Source organism: Methylobacterium sp. Leaf118 (assembly GCF_920984675.1).
Lineage (GTDB): Bacteria > Pseudomonadota > Alphaproteobacteria > Rhizobiales > Beijerinckiaceae > Methylobacterium.
The window spans coordinates 49,690-68,569 of the sequence record NZ_CAKLBV010000019.1 but is presented as its reverse complement, the minus strand read 5'-3'; the positions used below and the strand labels follow the sequence as shown (position 1 = coordinate 68,569).

Sequence of the window (18,880 nt, the reverse complement as noted above, 5' to 3'; positions counted from 1 at the left end):
CTCGGTGCGATCTTATCGACGGATTCCTCCCCTCACGCGGCTTCCGCGGTCGCCGCCCGTTCCTTGGCGAGCTTGGCCACGCTCACCTGATCGATCTTGCCGGTGCCGAGCATCGGCAGGTGCTCCAGCACGACCACCTCGGCCGGGACCGCGATGTCGGGGGCGCCGCGGCCCTTGGCGAAGGTCTGGTAGGCGGCTCGCGTCGCTCCCTTCGCCTGCGTGAACAGGATCAGGCGCTCGCCCTTGCGGGCGTCGGGCACGGCGGCGACCGCGCTCGGGGCGTCGGGCCAGAGGTCGGCGGCGAGCGCCTCGACGCCGGCCAGCGAGACCATCTCGCCCGCGATCTTGGCGAAACGCTTGGCCCGGCCCTTGATCGTCACGAAGCCGTCGGCGTCGAGGGCGACGATGTCGCCGGTGTCGTGCCAACCGTCGACGGGGGCTTCCCGCACGCCGGGCTTCTCGGCCCGGAGATACCCCAGCATGATGTTGGGGCCGCGCACCGAGAGGCGCCCGCCCTCGTCGATGCCGGGGACCGGCTCGAGCCGCGCCTCGATCCCCGGCAGGAGCCGCCCGACCGTGCCGAAGCGGTTGAACATCGGCGTGTTGAGCGCGAGCACCGGCCCGCATTCGGTGACGCCGTAGCCCTCCAGGATGCGCAGGCCGAACTTCTCCGCCCAGGTCTTGCGCGTCGTCTGCTTCACCGCCTCGGCACCGGCCACGACGTAGCGGAGGCTCCGCAGATCGTAGGAATGGGCCATCTTGGCGTAGCCGGTGAGGAAGGTGTCGGTGCCGAACAGGACGGTGGCGTTCGAGCCGTAGATGAGCTCCGGCACGATCCGGTAATGCAGGGGCGAGGGATAGAGGTAGACCGGCACGCCCGAGACCAGCGGCAGCACGAGGCCCGCCGTCAGCCCGAAGGCGTGGAAGACGGGCAGCACGTTGAACACCTTGTCGCGGGGCCCGAAATCGATCCGGGCGGCGACCTGCGCCGTGTTGGCGAGCATCGCCCGGTTGGCGAGCACCACGCCCTTGGGCGTGCCCTCGCTTCCGGAGGTGAACAGGATCGCGGCCGGGTCCTGCCCGACGCGGGCGACGAGGGGACGGCGCGGGCTCAAGAATCCGCGGATCTTGTCGCCGGTGCCGACGCTGGCGCGCACGTCCTCGAGATAGATCAGGCGCACCGTGTCCTTGATGCCGTCGATCAGGGCGCCGAGGCGGCCCTTCTCGATGAAGGCGCGGGAGGTCAGGATCGTGTCGACCTGCGCCGCCTGGCAGGCCGAGAGCACGGCCGCCGGGCCGGCGGAGAAGTTGATCATCGCCGGCACGCGGCCCGCGCTCGCCAGGGCGAAGAAGGTCACCGCCGCGCCGTTGGCGTTGGGCAGCATCAGCCCGACGGGTTTCCGGGCGTCCGGCAGGAGCGTTCGCAGCTTCCGCGCCAGGATGTTGGCGCCCATCACGAGGCGCGCATAGCTCATGGTGCCGGTGACCGGGTCCTCCAGCGCCGTGCGCCGCCAGCCGTGGCGCCCGCCCGCCTCGATCAGGGCTTCGAACACGCCGCGCTCGATGTCGGCGGTCTCGAAGACGAGGTCCGACATGATGTCGTAGAGCGCGGCGCCCGCGGCGCGGCGGCGGTGCTTGCCCTTGAGCGCCGGATCGACGGTCAGCCGCACCGGCGGCATGATCGTCACGGTGACCTTGGGCCACCACGCCCGGCGCACTTGATCGCGCTTCAGGCGCGAGAAGATCGTGCGCTCCGGCCCGTCGATCTTCACCGGCACCACCATGGCGCCGGACTTGTCGGCGATCAGCCCGGCCCCGTCATAGACCTTCATCAGGCTGCCCGTGACCGTGAGCCGGCCCTCGGGGAAGATGATCAGCGTCTCGCCGCTCTTGACGGCGTTGATGAGCGTGCGGGTGGCCAGCGGCCGGGTCGGATCGAGGGGCATCGCCTTCGTCACCCGCAGGAACGGCTTCACCCACCAGCGCTGCGCGATGCCGTGGTCGATGGCGAAGACGGGCTCCTGGTCGAGCAGCGAGAGCGCGAGCGGCGCGTCGAGGAAGGAGACGTGGTTGAGGGCGATGATCGCGTTGGGCCCGGCCTTCTCCACGTTCTCCAGGCCCTTCACCTCCAGCCGGTAGAAGGCGCGGAACAGGATCGAGAGGGCGTCGCGCAGGGGATTGGTCGGCAGCGTCGCGAGGATGACCGCGCCGACGATCAGGTTCAGCACCGCCACCAGGGCGAGGAGCTGCGCCATGGAGACGCCGAGCCCCTGCAGCACGGCGAGGGCGAGCGTCCCGCCGACCATGAAGGCGGCGGTGAGCACGTTGACCGCACCGATGACCCGGGCGCGCTTGGCCTTCTCGGTCCAGGCCTGCACCGCGGCGAAGGACGGCACGACGTAGAGGCCGCCCGCGGTCGCGAGCCCGGCGAAGTCGAGGGCGATGCGCAGACCCGACGGGCTCGTGATGAACTCCCAGGCGCCGACCGGTTCGGCCGCGGGCGGGGGCACGTGCGACACCGCCCAGGCGAGATCGAGGCCGAACAGGCCCATCAGCACGGCGCCGACGGGGGTCGGCAGCAGCACGATGCGGCCGCTGGCGAGCCAGGAGGCCAGCCCCGAACCGACCGCGATGCCCACGGAAAAAATCGCCAGCAGGGTGGTGGCGACGATCTCGGTGCCGTTGAGCGTCTGGCGCACCAGCGTCGGCAGCAGCGAGAGCACGACGACGCCGACGAGCCAGAACCAGCTCACGATCACCGAGCCGCGCCACAGCCGCGTGTCGGCCCACAGATCCTTCAGGAGATCGGCGGTGGAGCGGGCGATGTTGGGATCGACCCTGAGGTCGGGCGCGCCCTCGCCGGTCTTCGGGATCGCGCGGGCGGATAGCCAGCACAGGACCGCCATGCCCATCAGCCCGGCACCGAGCCCGAGCGCGTGGCCGCCCATTGCCATGGCGAGGCCGGCCGTGATGGTGCCGAGCAGGATGGCGAGGAAGGTCGCGGCCTCGACCAGCGCGTTGCCCGCGGTCAGCTCCTCGCGCTTCAGGTGATCGGGCAGGATGCCGTACTTGATCGGCCCGAACAGCGCCGCGATGATGCCGAACAGGCCGAGCGCGCCGAACAAGAGCGGCACCGAATGCAGCCAGAAGCCCAGCACCGAGAGCAGGGCCGCGAAGATTTCCGCGAATTTCAGGCGCTTGGCGAGCAGCGCCTTGTCGTAGCGGTCGGCGAGCTGCCCGCCCAACGCCGACAGGATGAAGAACGGCCCGACGAACACGGCGCTCGCCAGCGTCACCAGCACGCTGCCGCTCTCCCCGCTCTCGGCGTTCACCTGGAACAGGATCAGCAGCGCGAGCGCGTTCTTGAGGAAGTTGTCGTTGAAGGCGGAAAAGAACTGGCACCAGAACAGCGGCGCGAAGCGCCGCGTCGTCATGAGCGTGCGGAACATCGTGGTCTCCCGGCTTCGAGCATGACTGCCCGCCTGGGGGCGATGCGTCAAATCATGCTTTTGCACGGCGTTCAAATTATCCCGTCGGCACCCCCCCGCAAGCTTGATTTTGCACGACGTGCAATCTATCGGGGCGGGGCGTGCGAGGCGGCACGCCGATCCCTGACCCGGTGCCCGGTCCGCTCCCGTCTCCCCGGCCGCATCCCCCGGGCAGGACGCGCAATCGGAACGCCATGAAGGACCCGCAGGAGACGACCCGGACCCGAAAGGCGCGCGGCAGCGGCCCCCGGGGCGAGCACGACCGCGAGGGGTTCCTCGCGCTGGTGGCCGGCGCCGCCGAGCGCCTCGTGCGCAACGAGGGATTCCGCGCCCTCGGGATGCGGCGGCTGGCGGCCGTCATCGGCTACGCGCCGAACTCGATCTACAACGCGGTCGGCGACCTGGATCAGGTGGTGCTGCGGGTCAATGCCCGCACCCTCGAGCGCCTGCACGCGGCGCTCGAGGCCGCCCTCGATCCGGGCCGGTCGCCGCGGGACAACGCCCTGGCGCTGGCCGACGCCTATCTGGTCTTCGTCGCCGCCGACCCGCGGGTCTGGAGCCTGCTGTTCGAGCATCTCGCCGCCCCCGACCAAGCCTTCCCGGACTGGTATGCGGGGGCGCTGGCGCGCCCGGTCGGACTCGTCGACGCGGCTTTGGCGCCGCTGATCGCGGACGGGGCGGAGCGCCGCCGGGCGGTCGCGGCGCTGTGGGCGGCGCTCCACGGCCTCGCCTCGCTCTCGACCTCGGGCAAGCTCGCCGTGCTGACCCCGGACCCGCCGCGGGCGCTGGCGCGGCTGCTGGTCGGGCGGTTCTTGGGGTAGGCGCCCCCCGGGGATCCGTGAGGGGAGGGGGATGTGCGGCATTGGTCTTCAGCGCGGCGTGAAGACGGGTATAGAGCCCGCACCACGGCCAACCCGCCCGGATCCCGTCATGTCCCATCCCCCCGTCCCGACGCTGCACCATTTCGCGGCGGTGGCCGAGCGCTACGACCTGATCCTGTGCGACGTCTGGGGGGTGCTCCATGACGGGCGCCGGGCCCATGTCGCCGCGGGCGAGGCGCTGATCCGCTTCCGGGCGCTGCCCGGCCCCCGGCCGCGCCGGGTGATCCTGGTCTCGAACGCCCCCCGGCCCTGGGCCGGCGTGCAGACCATCCTCGACGGCTACGGCGTGCCGCGGGAGGCCTACGACGCGATCCTCACCTCCGGCGATCTGACCCGGCGGCTCATCGCCGAGCATCCCGGCGCGCGGGTGCACCATCTCGGTCCCGCGCGCGACGCGCCGATCTTCGCGGGGCTCGACCTCACCCTGGTGCCGGCGGACGCGGCCGAGCGGGTCGTCTGCACCGGGCTGTTCGACGACGACACCGAGACGGAGGAGGATTACCGCGACACCCTCGCGGCGTTTCGCGAGAAGAACGTGCCGATGATCTGCGCCAATCCCGACCTCGTGGTCGAGCGCGACAAGAAGCTCATTCCCTGCGCCGGGCTGATCGCCCAGGCCTACGCGGCGATCGGCGGGTCGGTCGTCTATGCGGGCAAGCCCTATCGGCCGGTCTACGAGACGGCGCTGGCGATCGCGGGCGAACTCGACGGCATGGCCCCGCCGGATCCGGCCCGGGTCGTGGCGGTCGGCGACGCGATCCGCACCGACATCGCCGGGGCGTCGGCCTATGGCCTCCCCTCGATCCTGGTGGCCCGCGGCATCCACGCGGAGGAACTCGGCGTCACCGCCGACCACCACGCCCTCGGCGACATCGCCGAATGGCTCGCCCGGCAGGAGGTCAGGCCCGACGCGGTGATCGAGCGGCTCGTCTGGTAGCCGCCGTTATCCCTGCGTCATCAAAAGTCTGTCCCCATGTCGCCAACAGGGCGGGCGGTTGCTATGGGGGCCCGGATCAGGCGCGACGGCAGAACCCATGACGAGACCGGAGGCAGGCGGCCCGAGCGGGGCGGAGGCGGTGCGGCACGCGCGGTTGTCCGCCCATTTCGCGTCCTGCGGCTACGTCCCCGCCTCGCCCCCCGTCCTGCAGCCGGTCGAGCCGTTCCTCGAACTCTCCGGCGAGGACATTCGCCGCCGCATCTTCGTGACCCAGGACGGGAGCGGCGCCGAGCTGTGCCTGCGCCCCGAATTCACCATTCCGGTCTGCCGGCTGCATCAGGCCACGCGGCCGGGCGAGGCGGCCGATTACAGCTATCTCGGGCCCGTCTTCCGGCTCGCGGCGGGTGAGCCCGACGAGTTCGTGCAGGGCGGCATCGAGTCGATCGGGCGCGCCGACACGCCCGCCGCCGACGCGGAGGTGCTGGGGCTCGCCTTCGAGGGGCTGGAGCTGCTCGGCCGGCACGACGTGAGCCTGCGCCTGGGCGATATGGGGCTGACCCACGCCTTCCTCGACGCGCTCGCCGTGCCGCCGGTCGCTAAGCGGCGGACCCTGCGGGCCATCGCCGCCGGCCGCTCCTTCGACGAGGTCGCCAACGGCACGCAGGCCGAGGACCCGCATGCGGGCCTGCTCGCGGCGATCCAGGGCCAGGACGCGGGCGCCGTGCGCGCCTTCGTGGAGGACGTTCTGTCGATCGCCGGCATCTCGCAGGTCGGCGGACGGAGCGCGGGCGCCATCGCCGAGCGCTTCCTCGCCAAGGCCGCCGCGCAGGCCCAGGGCGGCGCGGGCCTCAACGCCGGCAACCGCGCGCTGATCGAGCGCTACTGCGCGATCGCGGGCGACCCCGACGCCGCCGCCGCCGCCGTGCGGGCGCTCGCCGCCGAGGCGGGGCTCGCCCATACCGGGCTCGATGCCGCGCTCGCCTTGTTCGAGGAGCGCACCGGCTTCATGGCGGCCCGCGGCCTCCCGGTCGAACGGTTCCGCTTCAGCGGCAGTTTCGCGCGCAACCTCGACTATTACACCGGCTTCATCTTCGAGGTGACGGCCGAGGGGGGCGGTCCGACGCTGGTCGGCGGGGGGCGCTACGACGGGTTGCTGCAGCAGCTCGGCAGTCCCGTGCCGCTGCCCGCGGTCGGCTGCGCCTTCTGGCTGTCGCGCTGCACCGCGGAGGGTCCGTCGGCCGGGGTTTCGGAAGGAGTTCAGGCGTGAGCGGTCAGCCCCTGGTCCTCGCCGTGCCCTCCAAGGGCCGGCTTCAGGAGAATGCGAGCGCCTTCTTCTCCCGCGCGGGGCTCAAGCTCGTGCAGAAGGCGGGCGGGCGCGAGTATCGCGGCACGCTGGCGGGGCTTCCCGGCGTCGAGGTGCGCTACCTCTCGGCCTCCGAGATCGCCGGCCAGCTCGCGAGCGGCGCCGCCCATCTCGGCGTCACCGGAGAGGACCTGATCCGCGAGACCCTGCCGGACCCGGCCGCGCGGGTCGAACTCCTGACGCCGCTGGGCTTCGGCCATGCCAGCGTGGTGGTGGCGGTGCCCCAGGCCTGGATCGACGTGCGCGCCATGAGCGACCTCGACGAGGTCGCGAGCGAGATGCGCCTGCGCCAGGGCCGCCGGCTGCGCATCGCCACCAAATACGTGAACCTGACCCGCCGCTTCTTCGCGCAGGCCGGCATCGCCGATTACCGGATCGTCGAGAGCCTGGGCGCCACCGAAGGCGCGCCGGCCGCCGGCTCGGCGGAGATCGTCGTCGACATCACCACCACCGGCTCGACGCTGGCCGCCAACGCCCTCAAGGTGCTCGAGGACGGGGTGATGCTGCGCTCGGAGGCCAACCTCGTCGCCTCCCTCAGGGCGCAATGGGGCGAGGAGGCGCGGGCCGCCCTTCGCACGGTGCTCGGCCGCATCGCCGCCGAGGAGCGCGCCCGCACCACCCGCGAGGTGCGCGCCGCTCTGCCCGAGACCGGCCCGATCGACCTCGCCACGATCGCCGGCCTGCACGAGGCGGAACTGCCCTACGGCGCCCCGCGCGGCGCCGACGGCGAGATCGTGATGCGCTGTCCGGCGGATGCGGTGTTCGACCTCTCCGACGCGCTGGTGCAGGCGGGCGCCCGGGCGGTCACGGTGCGGCGGGTCGATTACGCGTTCTCGGCGGAGAACCCCCTGGCGGAGCGGCTCCTGGCGCGGCTGTGATCCGCGTCGGGCTCCGCCCTCCGGCGGGGCGTGACGCTCCGGATCAGCCGCCCTGCTTGGCGAATTCCGACAGGACCCCGCGCAGGATCTTCAGCCGGCCCTCATAGGCCGCCCCGAGGCAGGCGACATCCGTCCCGCAGGCGCGGCGCTCCTGGAGCCAGGTCTCCTGGTCGTCCTGCATCTTGGTTCGGTTGCCCATCGGCAGGAGCTCTTTGAGGATCTCGAAGCGCACGCCCATCTCGACATCGAGGTCGTTGAGGCTGCGGGTGTCGCAGATCGTCTTCTCGTCGGGCGTCTCGGCCTTGGCACAGGGAAAGCTCGCGGCGGCCGCGGGCGACGCCGCCGCGAGGCTCAGGGCGAGGGCGAGAAGGGGGAGACGCATCGGACGGGCTCCATCGCGGGCGAACGGCCACGCTTTGCCCTTCCAACGGATGGTCGTCGCCCCGGTGCCGGGCCTCGCGAAAAAAAATCAGCTCCAGGGCTTCACGATCGCCAGGATGACGATGCCGATCATCAGGAGCGTCGGCACCTCGTTGATGACCCGGTAGAAGCGCTGGCTGCGGGTGTTGCGGTCGGCGGCGAAGTCCTTGACCGCCCGGGCCAGGAACCCGTGGGCTCCGCTCATCGCCACCACCAGGGCGAACTTCGCCTGGAGCCAGGGCGCGGCGTAGAAGCCGCTCTGCCACGCGAGCCACAGCCCGAGCAGCCAGGTCGCGATCATGGCCGGCGTCATGATCGCCTTGAGGAGACGCCGCTCCATCACCTTGAAGGTCTCGGACTGCACCCGCGAGCCCGCCGGCAGGGCGGCGTGGTAGACGAACAGCCGCGGCAGGTAGAGCATCGCGGCCATCCAGGCGATCACGGCGATCACGTGGAGGGCCTTGATCCAGGGGTACAGACTGTCAAGCACCGGGTGAGGAACTCCGCAGCGGGGACGCCGCACGCAGACGCGGCAGAAGCTCTCGGGTCAGGAGCGGGGCGAGCGGCATCGCCGGATCGCCCGCGATGTCGTCCAGGGCGAGCCAGACGACGTCCTCGATCTCCGCGCCCCGGACCGGGTTCAGGCCGGGCGCGGCCTCCTGCCGGTAGACGGTCGCCCCGACGACGTGGCCGGGGTCATTGGCGGCCTCCGCCTCGAACCGGCCGAGGCGGACGGCGGCCTTCGGATCGAAGGTCAGGCCCACCTCCTCCCGCAATTCGCGGGCGAGGCAGGCCGCGTCGGTCTCGCCGTCCTCGAACGTGCCGCCGGGCAGCATGAAGCGGGTGCTGCCGCGCTTGCGCACCACCCGCAACGCCGCACCCGCAGCGTCCGGCCTTACCAGGGCCAGGGCGGCGACGCGGATGCGGCTCACCGGCCGGCCCTGAGCCGGGCCAGCATCCGTTCGACATGGGCGACCGGCGTCTGCGGGGTGATGCCGTGGCCGAGGTTGAAGATGTGCGGCAGACCCTCGGTCGCCGCCAGGATGGCATCCACAGCCGCGTCCAGAGCCTCGCCACCGGCGATCAGGGTTTCCGGGTGCAGGTTGCCCTGGGTGACGGTCGTGGCCGGTAGGCGGGCCCGCAGGGCCGCCAGATCGACCCCCCAATCGACACCCACGGCATCCGCGCCGGTCTCGGGCACGACGCGGGTGTGGCCGTCGAGGCCGGAGCCCCGGGCGAAGACGATGATCTTCGCCCCCGGCACCTCGGCCCGGATGCCGGCGATCATGCGGGCGATGGGGTCGAGCGAGAACCGCTTCAGGGCGTCGCCGTCGGGGGAATCCGGCAGCACGCCGGCATGGGACTCGAAGATCTGCACCGCGTCGACGCCGGCGCGAAACTGGCGCACGAGGTATTCGGTCTGGACCGTCACCAGCCGGTCGAGCAGCGCGTCGAGCAGGGCCGGGTCGGAGGCCGCGAGGGCGCGGGCCGGGGCGAGGTCGGGCGTGCCGCGCCCGCCGATCATGTAGCTCGCTACCGTCCAGGGCGCGCCGCAGAAGCCGAGCAGCGTGGTCTCTAGGGGCAGCGCCCCGCGGATCCGTTCCACCGCCTCGAACACCGGCGCGAGATGCGTGAAGATCGCGGGGTCACCGGCCTCGCGCAAGGCTTCGAACTGGGCGCGGCCCTCGAGCGCATCGAGGCGCGGCCCCTCGCCCTCGACGAAGCGCACGTCCTGGCCGAGGGCGTGGGGCACCACGAGGATGTCGGAAAACAGGATCGAGGCCTCGAAGCCGAAGCGGCGGATCGGCTGGAGCGTCACCTCGGTGGCAAAGGCCGGGTTGTAGCACAGGTCGAGGAAGGAGCCCGCCTCCGCCCGGGTCGCCCGGTATTCCGGCAGGTAGCGCCCGGCCTGGCGCATCATCCAGGCGGGGGGTGGAGAGAGGGCCTCCCCCGAGAGGACGCGCAGCACCGGCCTGTCCGTCGTCGTCGCGTCCGCCATGCCGTATCCTGCCGCTTGCCCCGAGAGCCGAGGGAGAAGGCCCGCGCCCGCGCCATCCCCACCCCGGCCCTCTTCAAAGAAAGAGAGATTCTAGAATCTCTGTTTTTTCTCTTGGACGTTGGATCGTGGGGCCGCAAGCGCGTCCACAGCCCCTCCCCACAGCCGCGGCGTTAAGCGCCTCTTAACGGATTGGCTCTAATCTCCTGGATAGCCCAAGCTTGCCATGGGCTTGCACGCCACCCCGCTGGCCCTGCGGCCGTCCGTCCCGGATTCTCCCATCTCGGTGAGTCCAGGGAGACGCGATGGACGCGGTGTTGAGGGCGGAGTCGATGGATTGCGGGGCGCCCGGCCGCCGACCCGATCCGGAGCCGGCTTATCCCCAGTCATCGACTCCTGCCGCGCCCCCTGGGGACAGAATCAGGGGTCCGAGTCCGTAAGCCGTTCCCGGAAAAGATTTCTTCGAGCCAACGGTGCCCTCGTGCGCCTGCGGCGGGGCCCGCCCGCAGGCGATTCCGGCCTGGCCCCGCCTTACCCACCCGCTGGCCGGGACCCGGGCGCAGGCGGGGCGGGGAGGGCGATCCGCGGGAGCCTCCGGCGCCGCCGTCCGGTGACGATCCCGCGGATCGATCACACGCCGCCCGACCGGCCGCCGGGCGGGGCGGCTTCCCTGCGGGCCCGGGCGGCTCTAAGCATCGCGCAGGGGAGCGGCCTCGCGCGCCCCGGATGCGTCATCGAAAGCCGATCACGACACGATGAGCCGCAGCTACTTTCACCTCCACCTCGTCTCGGACTCGACCGGCGAGACGCTCATCAATGTCGGGCGCGCGGCGGCGGTGCAGTACGAGGGCATCTCGGCGATCGAGCATGTCTATCCGCTGGTGCGCTCCGGGCCGCAGCTCGAACGGGTCATCTCCGAGATCAAGGCGGCGCCCGGCCTCGTGCTCTACACCCTGGTCGGCCACGAGCTGACGGACCGCCTGGAGGCGGCCTGCCGCGAGACCGGCTCGCCGACGCTCAACGTGCTCCAGCCGGTGCACGCGCTGCTGCGCTCCTATCTCGGCGCGACCTCGACCGAGCGGCCCGGCGCCCAGCACATGCTCAACGCCGAGTATTTCAAGCGCATCGACGCGATGAACTTCACGCTCGCCCACGACGACGGCAACCTGCCGGCCGACCTCGACGAGGCGGACGTGGTGCTGGTCGGCGTCAGCCGCACCTCGAAGACGCCGACCTCGATCTACCTGGCCAATCGCGGCCTCAAGACCGCCAACCTCCCCCTCGTCCCGTCGATGCCGCTGCCGCCGAGCTTCGACCGGGTCAAGAAGGCGCTCATCGTCGGCCTGATCGCGAGCCCGGAGCGCATCGTCCAGATCCGCCAGAACCGCCTGCTCAGCCTCAAGGCGGACGACAACTCCTCCTATGTCGACCGGGACGCGGTCGCGGACGAGATCACCGCCTCGCGCCGGCTCTGCGCCAAGTATCGCTGGCCGACGATCGACGTGACCCGCCGCTCCATCGAGGAGACGGCCGCCGCCATCCTCGATCTCTATCGCGAGCACCGCCTGAAGTTCATCGCCACCTGATGCCGGAGTCGGAGGAGGATTTCGCGGCGGCCGAGCTCGGCGAGACCGTCGCGGCCGGGCGCGGCCAGCGCACCGATCTGAGCCTGTCCTACCGGGACTGGGTGCGTCCGCCCGATCTGATGATCGGCGCGGTCGATTCCGAATTGATGCGGGTCTATTTCGAGCAGGTCATCGTGCTCGGCGCCTGCCTCTACGCGCTGCCCGATGCCGAGATCGCCGCCGAGGGCGTGATCGGCCTCGACGGCGTCCTCCAATACGCCAACGAACTCAACGCCTACGCCGCCAGCAGCGAGGGGCATTTTCGCGCGGTGGCCCGCGGGCGCCGGGATCTGCAGCGGGTGAGCGTGGAGGAGCCGGTCGTGCTGCTCGCCGGCAGCGGCCACCAGATGTACGGCCACTGGCTCGTGGATTTCCTGCCCAAGCTCTACCTGCTCGACCGGGCCGGGCACGACATCACCCGTCTGCGCTATCTCCTGCCCGCCGACACGCCGGACTTCGCCATGGTGTGGCTCGCGCTGCTCGGCATCGCGCGCGGGCAGATCGTCCCCTATGACCGCGAGCGCGACCTCGTGGCCTGCCGCCAGCTCCTCGTGCCGTCGGCCCTGCGGTTCGCCAGCCGCGCCTCGCCGCTGATGGCCGAGGCCCGCCGCTTCCTGCTCGACCGGGTCGCGCCTGCGCCACGCTGGCGCCTCGGCCGCCGGCGCGAGCCGCCCGCCACCCGCCGCCTGCTGATCTCCCGCTCGGAGAACGCCGACACGCGCAACCGCCGCATCCTGGCCGAGCGGGCGGAGCTGGAGGCCCGGGCGCGGGCCCGCGGCTTCGAGGTCGTCCAGCCCGAGGGCCTCACCATCCCCGAGCAGATCGCCCTGTTCCGCTCGGCCGCCATCCTGGTCGGCGAATACGGTTCCGGCCTGCACGGCTCGCTCCTCGCCCCGCCCGGGGCGACCGTCCTGGCTTTCCGCGAGGGCGGGCTGGATCTCGGCTTCCTGCAGAGCTCCATCGATCATGCCCTCGGCCATGCCAGCGGCTACGTGTTCGGCTCGGCCCGCTCCCCCGAGGGAATCTTCTCCGTGCGCCCGGCGGAGATCGACTACGCCCTCGACTGGCTCGACTGGCGCGCCCCGCTCGGAGGGATTGCCCCGTGACCCATCCGCTCTGGCGCCCCGCCGAACCCCTCCTCCTCGCCTCCGGCAGCCCCACCCGACGCGACCTGCTGGCCAGCGCCGGTCTGCCGGTGGAGACCTGCCCCGCCGATATCGATGAGCGGGCGGTCGAGGCGCAGGCCGGCGCCCTGCCGCCCCCGGCGCTGGCGCTCCGCCTCGCCGCGGTCAAGGCGCAGGCGGTGGCCGCGCGCCATCCCGGCCGGATCGTGCTCGGCGCCGATCAGGTGCTCGACCTCGACGGCACGCTCTTCCACAAGCCGGCCGACGCCGCGGCGGCGGCCGTGCATCTCGCCCGGCTCCAGGGCCGGACCCACGCCCTCCACGCCGCCGTCGCGCTGGTGCACGAGGGCCGCGTGGAAACCTTCCTCGAGACCGCCCGGCTGACGATGCGCCCCCTCGATACGGCGGCCATCGACACGTATCTGCGGATCGCCGGCCCGGCGGTCACGCGCTCGGTCGGCGCCTACCAGCTCGAAGGCGCGGGCATCCACCTGTTCGCGCGCGTCGAGGGCGACCATTCGACGGTTCTCGGCCTGCCGCTCCTGCCCCTGCTGGAGCGGCTGCGGGCCGGGGGCCTGCTGACGTTCTGAAACCCGGAGGAGGCGATGCACGGGCATTCCCACCCGCACGACGACGGGTCCCATCCCGATCACGGCGGCCACGGGCATTCGCATGCGCCGAAGGATTTCGGCCGAGCCTTCGCCCTGGGCATCGCGCTGAACGCCGGGTTCGTCGTCGTCGAGGCGACCTACGGGATCCTGGCGAACTCCATGGCCCTCGTGGCCGATGCCGGCCACAACCTCTCGGACGTGCTCGGCCTCGTCGCCGCCTGGATCGCCTCCGTGCTGGTCAAGCGCGCGCCCTCGGCCCGCTTCACCTACGGCCTGCGCGGCTCCTCGATCCTCGCCGCCCTGTTCAACGCGGTGACGCTGCTCGTCGCCACCGGCGCCATCATCGCCGAGGCGATCGGGCGCTTCTTCGAGCCGGCGCCGGTGGCGGGCACGACCGTGATGGTGGTGGCCGGCATCGGCATCCTCATCAACGGCTTCACCGCCTGGCTCTTCGCCTCGGGCGGGCGCGACGACATCAACCTCCGCGGCGCCTACCTGCACATGCTCGCCGACGCGGCGGTCTCGGCGGGCGTGGTGCTGGCGGGGCTCGTGATCCTGGCGACCGGGTTCAACGGGATCGACCCCGTGGTCAGCCTGATCATCGCCGGGATCATCATCGCGGCGACCTGGGGCCTGCTGCTGGACAGCCTGCGGATGGCGCTCGCCGCCGTCCCGCCGGGCATCGACCCGGCGGCGGTGCGCGCCTGCCTCGCCGGCCAGCCCGGCGTCACCGGCCTGCACGATCTCCACATCTGGCCGATGAGCACCACCGAATCGGCTCTGACCGCCCATCTCGTCCTGGCGCAGGCGCCCGGCGACGGCTTCCTGCGGGACAGTGCGGACCTGCTGCGGACGCGCTTCGGCATCGCCCACACGACCCTCCAGGTCGAGTTGGAGGGGCGCACGGCCTGCACCCTCCCGAAGGACTGCGTCGCATGACCCGGAAAGCCTTCGTGGTCGGGCACCCGATCGCCCATTCCCGCTCGCCGCTGATCCACGGCCACTGGCTCGCCGAGCACGGGATCGACGGCACCTACGAGCGCCTCGACGTGGCGCCCGAGGCCTTCGAGGCGTTCCTGCGCGGCCTGCCGGATTCGGGCTTCGCCGGCGGCAACGTCACGATCCCGCACAAGGAGGCGGCGTTCCGCCTCGCCGACACGCTGACCGACCGGGCCCGGACGATCGGGGCGGTGAACACGCTCGTGGTCGAGGATGGGCGCCTCCGCGGCGACAACACCGACGCCCCCGGCTTCATCGCCCATCTCGACCGGAGTCTGGGCGACGACTGGCCGGCGCGCACCGGGCGGCAGGCCGTGGTGCTGGGCGCGGGCGGGGCGGCCCGCGCCATCGTCGTCGGGCTGATCGAGCGGGGCCTCTCGGTCGTGATCGCCAACCGCAGCCCCGAACGGGCGCGGGCGCTCGCCGCGCTCGATCCCGACCACGCCCGCGCGCTGCCCTGGGAGGCCCTGCCGGAGGCGCTGGCCGGGACGGGACTCCTCGTCAACACGACCACGCTCGGCATGGCCGGGCACCCGCCGCTCGCCCTCGACCTCGCTGCCCTGCCCGACCGGGCGGCGGTGGCCGACATCGTCTACGTGCCCCTGGAGACGCCGCTGCTGGCGGCCGCGCGGGCGCGGGGGCTCGCGGCCGTCGACGGGCTCGGGATGCTGCTGCACCAGGCGGTGCCGGGCTTCGCCGCGTGGTTCGGCCTGCGCCCCGAAGTGACGCCGGCCCTGCGCGAACGCATCGTCGCGGACCTCGTGGCGACATGAGCGCGCCCCCGAACGACCGCCCGTTCGTGCTCGGCCTCACCGGCTCGATCGGCATGGGCAAGTCGGCCACCGCGGCGATGTTCTCCGCCCGCGGGGTGCCGGTCCACGATTCGGACGCGGCGGTCCACGCTCTCTACGGGCCGGGCGGGGCGGCGGCGCAGGCGATCGGCGCGGCGTTTCCCGGCACGCTGACGCCGGAGGGCGGCGTCGACCGGCCGGCCCTGCGCGCGGCGGTGCTCGGCGACGCCGACCGGCTGCGCCAGCTCGAGGCGATCGTGCATCCCCTCGTCGGGGCGCAGGCCCGCGCCTTCCTGGCCCGTCACCACGCGGCGCCGCTCGTGGTGCTCGACATCCCGCTCCTGTTCGAGACCGGGGGGCAGGCTCGCTGCGACGCGGTCCTCGTCGTCACCGCGCCGGCGGAGGTGCAGCGCGCCCGCGTGCTCGCCCGTCCCGGCATGACGCCGGAGGCCTTCGCGGCGATCCTCGCCCAGCAGATGCCAGATGCCGAGAAGCGGGCCCGGGCGGATTACGTCATCGATACGAGCCACGGCCTCGCGGCGGCGGAGGCCGAGGTCGAGCGGCTCGTCGCCCAACTGACCGATCCCGGCCGCGCCTGATCCCCCGCGACGCGGATGCGGACGCCGCATCGCGGACCCGTTGAGACCCCGGGCGGCTTTCACCCGCCGCCCGGCCTGACACGACCGATCGGCGCGAGGGGAGACCCGCGACCATGGACGCCTCGCCCACGCTCCAGGCCCTGCGCCGCGGCGACCATGCCGGCGCGCGCGCCTTGCGGCTCACGGGTCCGCTTGAGGCCGTTCCGGAAGAGGTGTTCGGCCTCGCCGACACGCTGGAATGGCTCGACCTCAGCGGGTGCGGCCTGACGGCGCTGCCGCAGGATTTTGGCCGGTTGCGCCGCCTGCGGGTGCTGTTCTGCTCCGGCAACCGGTTCGAGCGGCTGCCCGCCGTCCTCGGCGACTGCCCGGCGCTGGAACAGGTGGGCTTTCGCGGCACCGGCTTGCGCGAGGTGCCGGCCGAGGCGCTGCCCCCCGCCCTGCGCTGGCTCACCCTGACCGACAACCGGATCGCGCGGCTGCCCGACGCCCTCGGCGCGCGACCCCGGCTCCAGAAGCTGATGCTCGCCGGCAACGCCCTCTCTGCCCTGCCCGAGTCCCTGGCGGGCGCGCGGAACCTGGAGCTGATCCGGCTCTCCGCCAACCGCTTCGCGGCGCTTCCGCCCTGGCTCGCCGAAGGGCCGCGCCTCGCCTGGATCGCCTGGGCCGGCAATCCCGCCGAGGGCGAGACGGCGCCGGCCCGCGTCCCGGAGTTGCCGTGGGACCAGCTGGAGCCCGGCGAAGGTTTGGGGGAGGGCGCCTCCGGGCGGATCGTCGCGGCGCTCTGGCGCGGGGAGGACGGAGCGGCCCGGCCCGTCGCCCTGAAGCTGTTCAAGGGAGCCATGACCAGCGACGGCCTGCCCGAGCGCGAGATGGCCGCCTGCCTCGCCGCCGGCCGGCACCCCCACCTCACCGGCGCCCTGGGGCGGGTCGTCGGCCATCCGGACGGGGCGCAGGGCCTGCTGATGCCGCTCCTGCCCCCGTCCTGGCGGGCGCTGGCCGGGCCGCCGAGCCCCGCGAGCTGCAGCCGCGACGTCTACGATCCGGCCCTGCGCCTCGCTCCCGACGTGGCGCTGCGGATCGCGGGCTCGGTCGCCCGGGCCGCCGCCCATCTCCATGCCCTCGGCTGGCTGCACGGCGACCTCTACGCTCACAACACCCTCTGGGACGGCGCTGCGGGCGCGGCTGTGCTGAGCGATTTCGGCGCCGCCTCCCCCCTGCCCACGGGGGCGGCGGGCGAGCGCTGGCAGCGGATCGAGACCCGCGCCTTCGGCCTCCTGCTCGGCGAAATGCTCGACCGCTGCGCCGAGGAACCTGCGGCGTACGAGCGGCTGCGGGCCCTGGAGCAGGCCTGCACCGGGCCCGACATCGCCGCCCGGCCGCTCATGGCCGAGGTGGCCGAGGTGGCCGAGGCCCTGTCGGGGTTTGATCGGTGAGCGAACAACCTTGGCTGCATCCGCGACCTCGTTCGGTTCATCGACAGGGTCGAAGACGCTCCATGAACGACCTCACCTATCCGGTCGTGATCGCACCGCTGACCGCCGCCGACGGAGGCGGCTTCGCGGCGACCGTGCCCGATCTTCCGGGTTGCATGTCCGAGGGCGAGACGCCGGAGGAGGCGCTTCGCAACGTGCGAGACGCGATCGAGGCGTGGATCGAGAAGGCGCACGAACTCGGCCACGCAATTCCCCAGCCCTCGCATGCGCCGCTGCGCGCTGCCGGTTAACGGATTGTTCGGCCTCCGGTACGAGGCTCGCCGGAGAAGGCTGCTGCTTCTCCGGATCGGAAACAAATGCTGCGCGAGATCGTCCTCGACACCGAGACCACCGGCACCGACGCCAAGGGCGGGGACCGGCTCATCGAGATCGGCTGCGTCGAGCTGATCAACCACGTCCAGACCGGCAAGGTCTTCCACCAGCTCGTGAACCCGCAGCGTGCGGTCTCCGAGGGGGCCTTCGCGGTCCACGGCATCTCGGACGCGATGCTCGCCGACAAGCCCCTCTTTTCCGACATCGTCGACGCCTTCGTGGCCTTCTGCGGCGATGCCCGGCTCGTCATCCACAACGCGCCCTTCGACGTGGGCTTCCTCAACATGGAGTTCGGCCGGCTCGGCCCCGCCGCGCCGCCGCGGATCGTCCTGGAGGATGTGGTCGACACGCTGCTGCTGGCCCGGCGGCGGCATCCGGGCGCGGCCAACAACCTCGATGCCCTGTGCAACCGCTACGGCATCGACACCACGCGCCGGGTCAAGCACGGCGCGCTCCTCGACGCGCAGATCCTCGCCGAGGTCTATGTCGAGCTGCTCGGCGGCAAGCAGACGAGCCTGGGGCTCAGCATCGCCGAGCCGAGCGAGGACGCCGCGGTCCGGGCGGTGGCGGATTCGGCCCCCGCCGGCCCCCGTCCCCTGCGCAACCGCCTCAGCGAGGACGAGCGCGCCCGTCACGCCGCCTTCGTCGAGAGCCTGGGAACAAACGCCGTCTGGCGCGACTTTCTCGGCGGTTCGGAGACGGCCTGACCGCCGCCGGCCGGACGCGGCCGGCAATGGGTTGCACTCATGGCGCGCCCAGGGCGGACCGCTGACCCAACACGTTGTCGCGATCCCGGGTCCGCATTGCTGCATTGCAAAAAATTCTATCTTGCGGCGCAGCATGAACGATCCCATACCATCCCCATGGATGGCGCAGGGATGGACTCGATGATGGATGTGCGGCCGGAGGCGAGGCTGGAGCGCGCCCGGGACGCGCCGATCATGGTGCGGTTCGGCGTGAAACCGGGCGACAGCGAGAAGATCACCGTCAATCTCGGCTATGTCGACCTCGGTCACATCGACCTTCTGGTCACCGAGGGCGCCTACGCCAACCGCAGCGACTTCATCCGCACCGCGGTGCGCAACCAGATCGAGCGGCATGCGGAGATCACCCGCCAGTCCGTCGCCCGAAAGGCGTTCGAACTGGGCCTGCGCCATTACGGCCGGGCCGAGCTGGAGGCCGCGCAGGCCGCCGGGACGCCCCTCGACATCCGCGTGCTGGGCCTCGCGGTGATCGAGGCCGACGTCTCCGCCGAACTCGCCCGGGCGACCATCGCCTCCCTCGAGGTGCTGGGCAGTCTTCAGGCGAGCCCCGCCGTGAAGCAGGCCCTCGCCGACCGCCTCCGCTGAGTTCGACCCTGCCT

General features: G+C 72.2%; 19 protein-coding genes. 14 read left to right on the top strand and 5 right to left on the bottom strand.

Features of this window, described 5'->3' with window-relative positions; genetic code table 11:
• Positions 1 to 32: 32 nt before the first annotated feature.
• Positions 33 to 3,449 (bottom strand): acyl-[ACP]--phospholipid O-acyltransferase, encoded by a 3,417-nt coding sequence (locus LW587_RS10680; RefSeq protein WP_232629574.1) that lies wholly within the window; start codon positions 3,447 to 3,449, stop codon positions 33 to 35.
• 233 nt (positions 3,450 to 3,682) lie between these two features.
• On the opposite strand from LW587_RS10680, the gene LW587_RS10675 reads away from it, so the two are divergent.
• From LW587_RS10675 to hisG, 4 genes are all read left to right on the top strand, one after another.
• Positions 3,683 to 4,309: a TetR/AcrR family transcriptional regulator gene (locus LW587_RS10675; protein ID WP_232629573.1), complete on the top strand. Its 627-nt coding sequence runs from the start codon at positions 3,683 to 3,685 to the stop codon at positions 4,307 to 4,309.
• A 109-nt stretch (positions 4,310 to 4,418) separates the two neighbouring features.
• Positions 4,419 to 5,306, top strand: coding sequence for a TIGR01459 family HAD-type hydrolase (locus LW587_RS10670; RefSeq protein ID WP_232629572.1), 888 nt, complete (start codon positions 4,419 to 4,421; stop codon positions 5,304 to 5,306).
• Positions 5,307 to 5,403: 97 nt separating this feature from the next.
• Entirely contained in the window at positions 5,404 to 6,573 is a 1,170-nt protein-coding gene (locus LW587_RS10665; RefSeq protein ID WP_232629571.1) for an ATP phosphoribosyltransferase regulatory subunit, read from the top strand.
• Positions 6,570 to 7,547 carry an ATP phosphoribosyltransferase gene (gene hisG / locus LW587_RS10660; RefSeq protein WP_232629570.1) on the top strand — a complete coding sequence of 326 codons (978 nt, stop codon included), beginning with the start codon at positions 6,570 to 6,572 and terminating at the stop codon, positions 7,545 to 7,547. Before LW587_RS10665 ends, hisG begins: the two co-directional genes overlap by 4 nt.
• Before the next feature lie 43 nt (positions 7,548 to 7,590).
• Here the strand turns inward: hisG and LW587_RS10655 are convergent, their stop codons facing one another.
• From LW587_RS10655 to hemE, 4 genes are all read right to left on the bottom strand, one after another.
• The gene (locus LW587_RS10655) at positions 7,591 to 7,929 is read right to left on the bottom strand and encodes a lysozyme inhibitor LprI family protein (RefSeq protein WP_232629569.1); all 339 of its coding nucleotides are present in this window, start codon (positions 7,927 to 7,929) and stop codon (positions 7,591 to 7,593) included.
• A gap of 87 nt (positions 7,930 to 8,016) precedes the next feature.
• Complete coding sequence (hemJ, locus tag LW587_RS10650; RefSeq protein ID WP_232629568.1) at positions 8,017 to 8,457, bottom strand: protoporphyrinogen oxidase HemJ; 441 nt, start codon at positions 8,455 to 8,457, stop codon at positions 8,017 to 8,019.
• On the bottom strand, positions 8,450 to 8,899 hold the full coding sequence (locus LW587_RS10645; protein WP_232629567.1) for an NUDIX hydrolase: 450 nt from the start codon (positions 8,897 to 8,899) through the stop codon (positions 8,450 to 8,452). Before LW587_RS10645 ends, hemJ begins: the two co-directional genes overlap by 8 nt.
• Positions 8,896 to 9,966, bottom strand: a complete 1,071-nt coding sequence (gene hemE / locus LW587_RS10640) for a uroporphyrinogen decarboxylase (RefSeq protein ID WP_232629566.1) — start codon at positions 9,964 to 9,966, stop codon at positions 8,896 to 8,898. The genes LW587_RS10645 and hemE overlap by 4 nt, the downstream gene beginning before the upstream one ends.
• A 752-nt stretch (positions 9,967 to 10,718) precedes the next feature.
• On the opposite strand from hemE, the gene LW587_RS10635 reads away from it, so the two are divergent.
• The 10 genes from LW587_RS10635 to LW587_RS10590 all read left to right on the top strand — a co-directional run bounded on the left by LW587_RS10635 (position 10,719) and on the right by LW587_RS10590 (position 18,866).
• The gene (locus tag LW587_RS10635; RefSeq protein ID WP_232629565.1) at positions 10,719 to 11,549 is read left to right on the top strand and encodes a pyruvate, water dikinase regulatory protein; all 831 of its coding nucleotides are present in this window, start codon (positions 10,719 to 10,721) and stop codon (positions 11,547 to 11,549) included.
• Positions 11,549 to 12,694 (top strand): glycosyltransferase family 61 protein, encoded by a 1,146-nt coding sequence (locus tag LW587_RS10630; protein ID WP_232629564.1) that lies wholly within the window; start codon positions 11,549 to 11,551, stop codon positions 12,692 to 12,694. Before LW587_RS10635 ends, LW587_RS10630 begins: the two co-directional genes overlap by 1 nt.
• Positions 12,691 to 13,302 (top strand): Maf family protein, encoded by a 612-nt coding sequence (locus LW587_RS10625; protein ID WP_232629563.1) that lies wholly within the window; start codon positions 12,691 to 12,693, stop codon positions 13,300 to 13,302. Before LW587_RS10630 ends, LW587_RS10625 begins: the two co-directional genes overlap by 4 nt.
• Positions 13,303 to 13,317: 15 nt before the next feature.
• Positions 13,318 to 14,262 (top strand): cation diffusion facilitator family transporter, encoded by a 945-nt coding sequence (locus tag LW587_RS10620; protein WP_232629562.1) that lies wholly within the window; start codon positions 13,318 to 13,320, stop codon positions 14,260 to 14,262.
• Complete coding sequence (locus LW587_RS10615) at positions 14,259 to 15,095, top strand: shikimate dehydrogenase (protein WP_232629561.1); 837 nt, start codon at positions 14,259 to 14,261, stop codon at positions 15,093 to 15,095. Before LW587_RS10620 ends, LW587_RS10615 begins: the two co-directional genes overlap by 4 nt.
• Positions 15,092 to 15,712 (top strand): dephospho-CoA kinase, encoded by a 621-nt coding sequence (gene coaE, locus LW587_RS10610; protein WP_232629560.1) that lies wholly within the window; start codon positions 15,092 to 15,094, stop codon positions 15,710 to 15,712. The genes LW587_RS10615 and coaE overlap by 4 nt, the downstream gene beginning before the upstream one ends.
• Positions 15,713 to 15,825: 113 nt before the next feature.
• Positions 15,826 to 17,145 carry a leucine-rich repeat-containing protein kinase family protein gene (locus LW587_RS10605; protein ID WP_232629559.1) on the top strand — a complete coding sequence of 440 codons (1,320 nt, stop codon included), beginning with the start codon at positions 15,826 to 15,828 and terminating at the stop codon, positions 17,143 to 17,145.
• 62 nt (positions 17,146 to 17,207) lie between these two features.
• On the top strand, positions 17,208 to 17,435 hold the full coding sequence (locus tag LW587_RS10600) for a type II toxin-antitoxin system HicB family antitoxin (protein WP_232629558.1): 228 nt from the start codon (positions 17,208 to 17,210) through the stop codon (positions 17,433 to 17,435).
• Between the two features lie 66 nt (positions 17,436 to 17,501).
• Positions 17,502 to 18,224: a DNA polymerase III subunit epsilon gene (dnaQ, locus tag LW587_RS10595; protein WP_232629557.1), complete on the top strand. Its 723-nt coding sequence runs from the start codon at positions 17,502 to 17,504 to the stop codon at positions 18,222 to 18,224.
• A 234-nt stretch (positions 18,225 to 18,458) separates the two neighbouring features.
• Positions 18,459 to 18,866, top strand: coding sequence for a CopG family transcriptional regulator (locus LW587_RS10590; protein WP_442919115.1), 408 nt, complete (start codon positions 18,459 to 18,461; stop codon positions 18,864 to 18,866).
• Positions 18,867 to 18,880: the final 14 nt, after the last annotated feature.

Excerpts from the sequence above, each read along its gene's own strand:
- LW587_RS10670 (WP_232629572.1), top strand. The coding sequence starts at position 4,419 with ATGTCCCATCCCCCCGTCCCGACGCTGCACCATTTCGCGGCGGTGGCC.
- coaE (WP_232629560.1), top strand. The coding sequence starts at position 15,092 with ATGAGCGCGCCCCCGAACGACCGCCCGTTCGTGCTCGGCCTCACCGGC.
- LW587_RS10635 (WP_232629565.1), top strand. The coding sequence starts at position 10,719 with ATGAGCCGCAGCTACTTTCACCTCCACCTCGTCTCGGACTCGACCGGC.
- LW587_RS10620 (WP_232629562.1), top strand. The coding sequence starts at position 13,318 with ATGCACGGGCATTCCCACCCGCACGACGACGGGTCCCATCCCGATCAC.
- LW587_RS10600 (WP_232629558.1), top strand. The coding sequence starts at position 17,208 with ATGAACGACCTCACCTATCCGGTCGTGATCGCACCGCTGACCGCCGCC.
- LW587_RS10665 (WP_232629571.1), top strand. The coding sequence starts at position 5,404 with ATGACGAGACCGGAGGCAGGCGGCCCGAGCGGGGCGGAGGCGGTGCGG.
- LW587_RS10590 (WP_442919115.1), top strand. The coding sequence starts at position 18,459 with ATGGTGCGGTTCGGCGTGAAACCGGGCGACAGCGAGAAGATCACCGTC.
- LW587_RS10655 (WP_232629569.1), bottom strand. The coding sequence starts at position 7,929 with ATGCGTCTCCCCCTTCTCGCCCTCGCCCTGAGCCTCGCGGCGGCGTCG.
- LW587_RS10630 (WP_232629564.1), top strand. The coding sequence starts at position 11,549 with ATGCCGGAGTCGGAGGAGGATTTCGCGGCGGCCGAGCTCGGCGAGACC.
- hemE (WP_232629566.1), bottom strand. The coding sequence starts at position 9,966 with ATGGCGGACGCGACGACGACGGACAGGCCGGTGCTGCGCGTCCTCTCG.
- LW587_RS10615 (WP_232629561.1), top strand. The coding sequence starts at position 14,259 with ATGACCCGGAAAGCCTTCGTGGTCGGGCACCCGATCGCCCATTCCCGC.
- LW587_RS10605 (WP_232629559.1), top strand. The coding sequence starts at position 15,826 with ATGGACGCCTCGCCCACGCTCCAGGCCCTGCGCCGCGGCGACCATGCC.
- LW587_RS10675 (WP_232629573.1), top strand. The coding sequence starts at position 3,683 with ATGAAGGACCCGCAGGAGACGACCCGGACCCGAAAGGCGCGCGGCAGC.
- LW587_RS10680 (WP_232629574.1), bottom strand. The coding sequence starts at position 3,449 with ATGTTCCGCACGCTCATGACGACGCGGCGCTTCGCGCCGCTGTTCTGG.
- dnaQ (WP_232629557.1), top strand. The coding sequence starts at position 17,502 with ATGCTGCGCGAGATCGTCCTCGACACCGAGACCACCGGCACCGACGCC.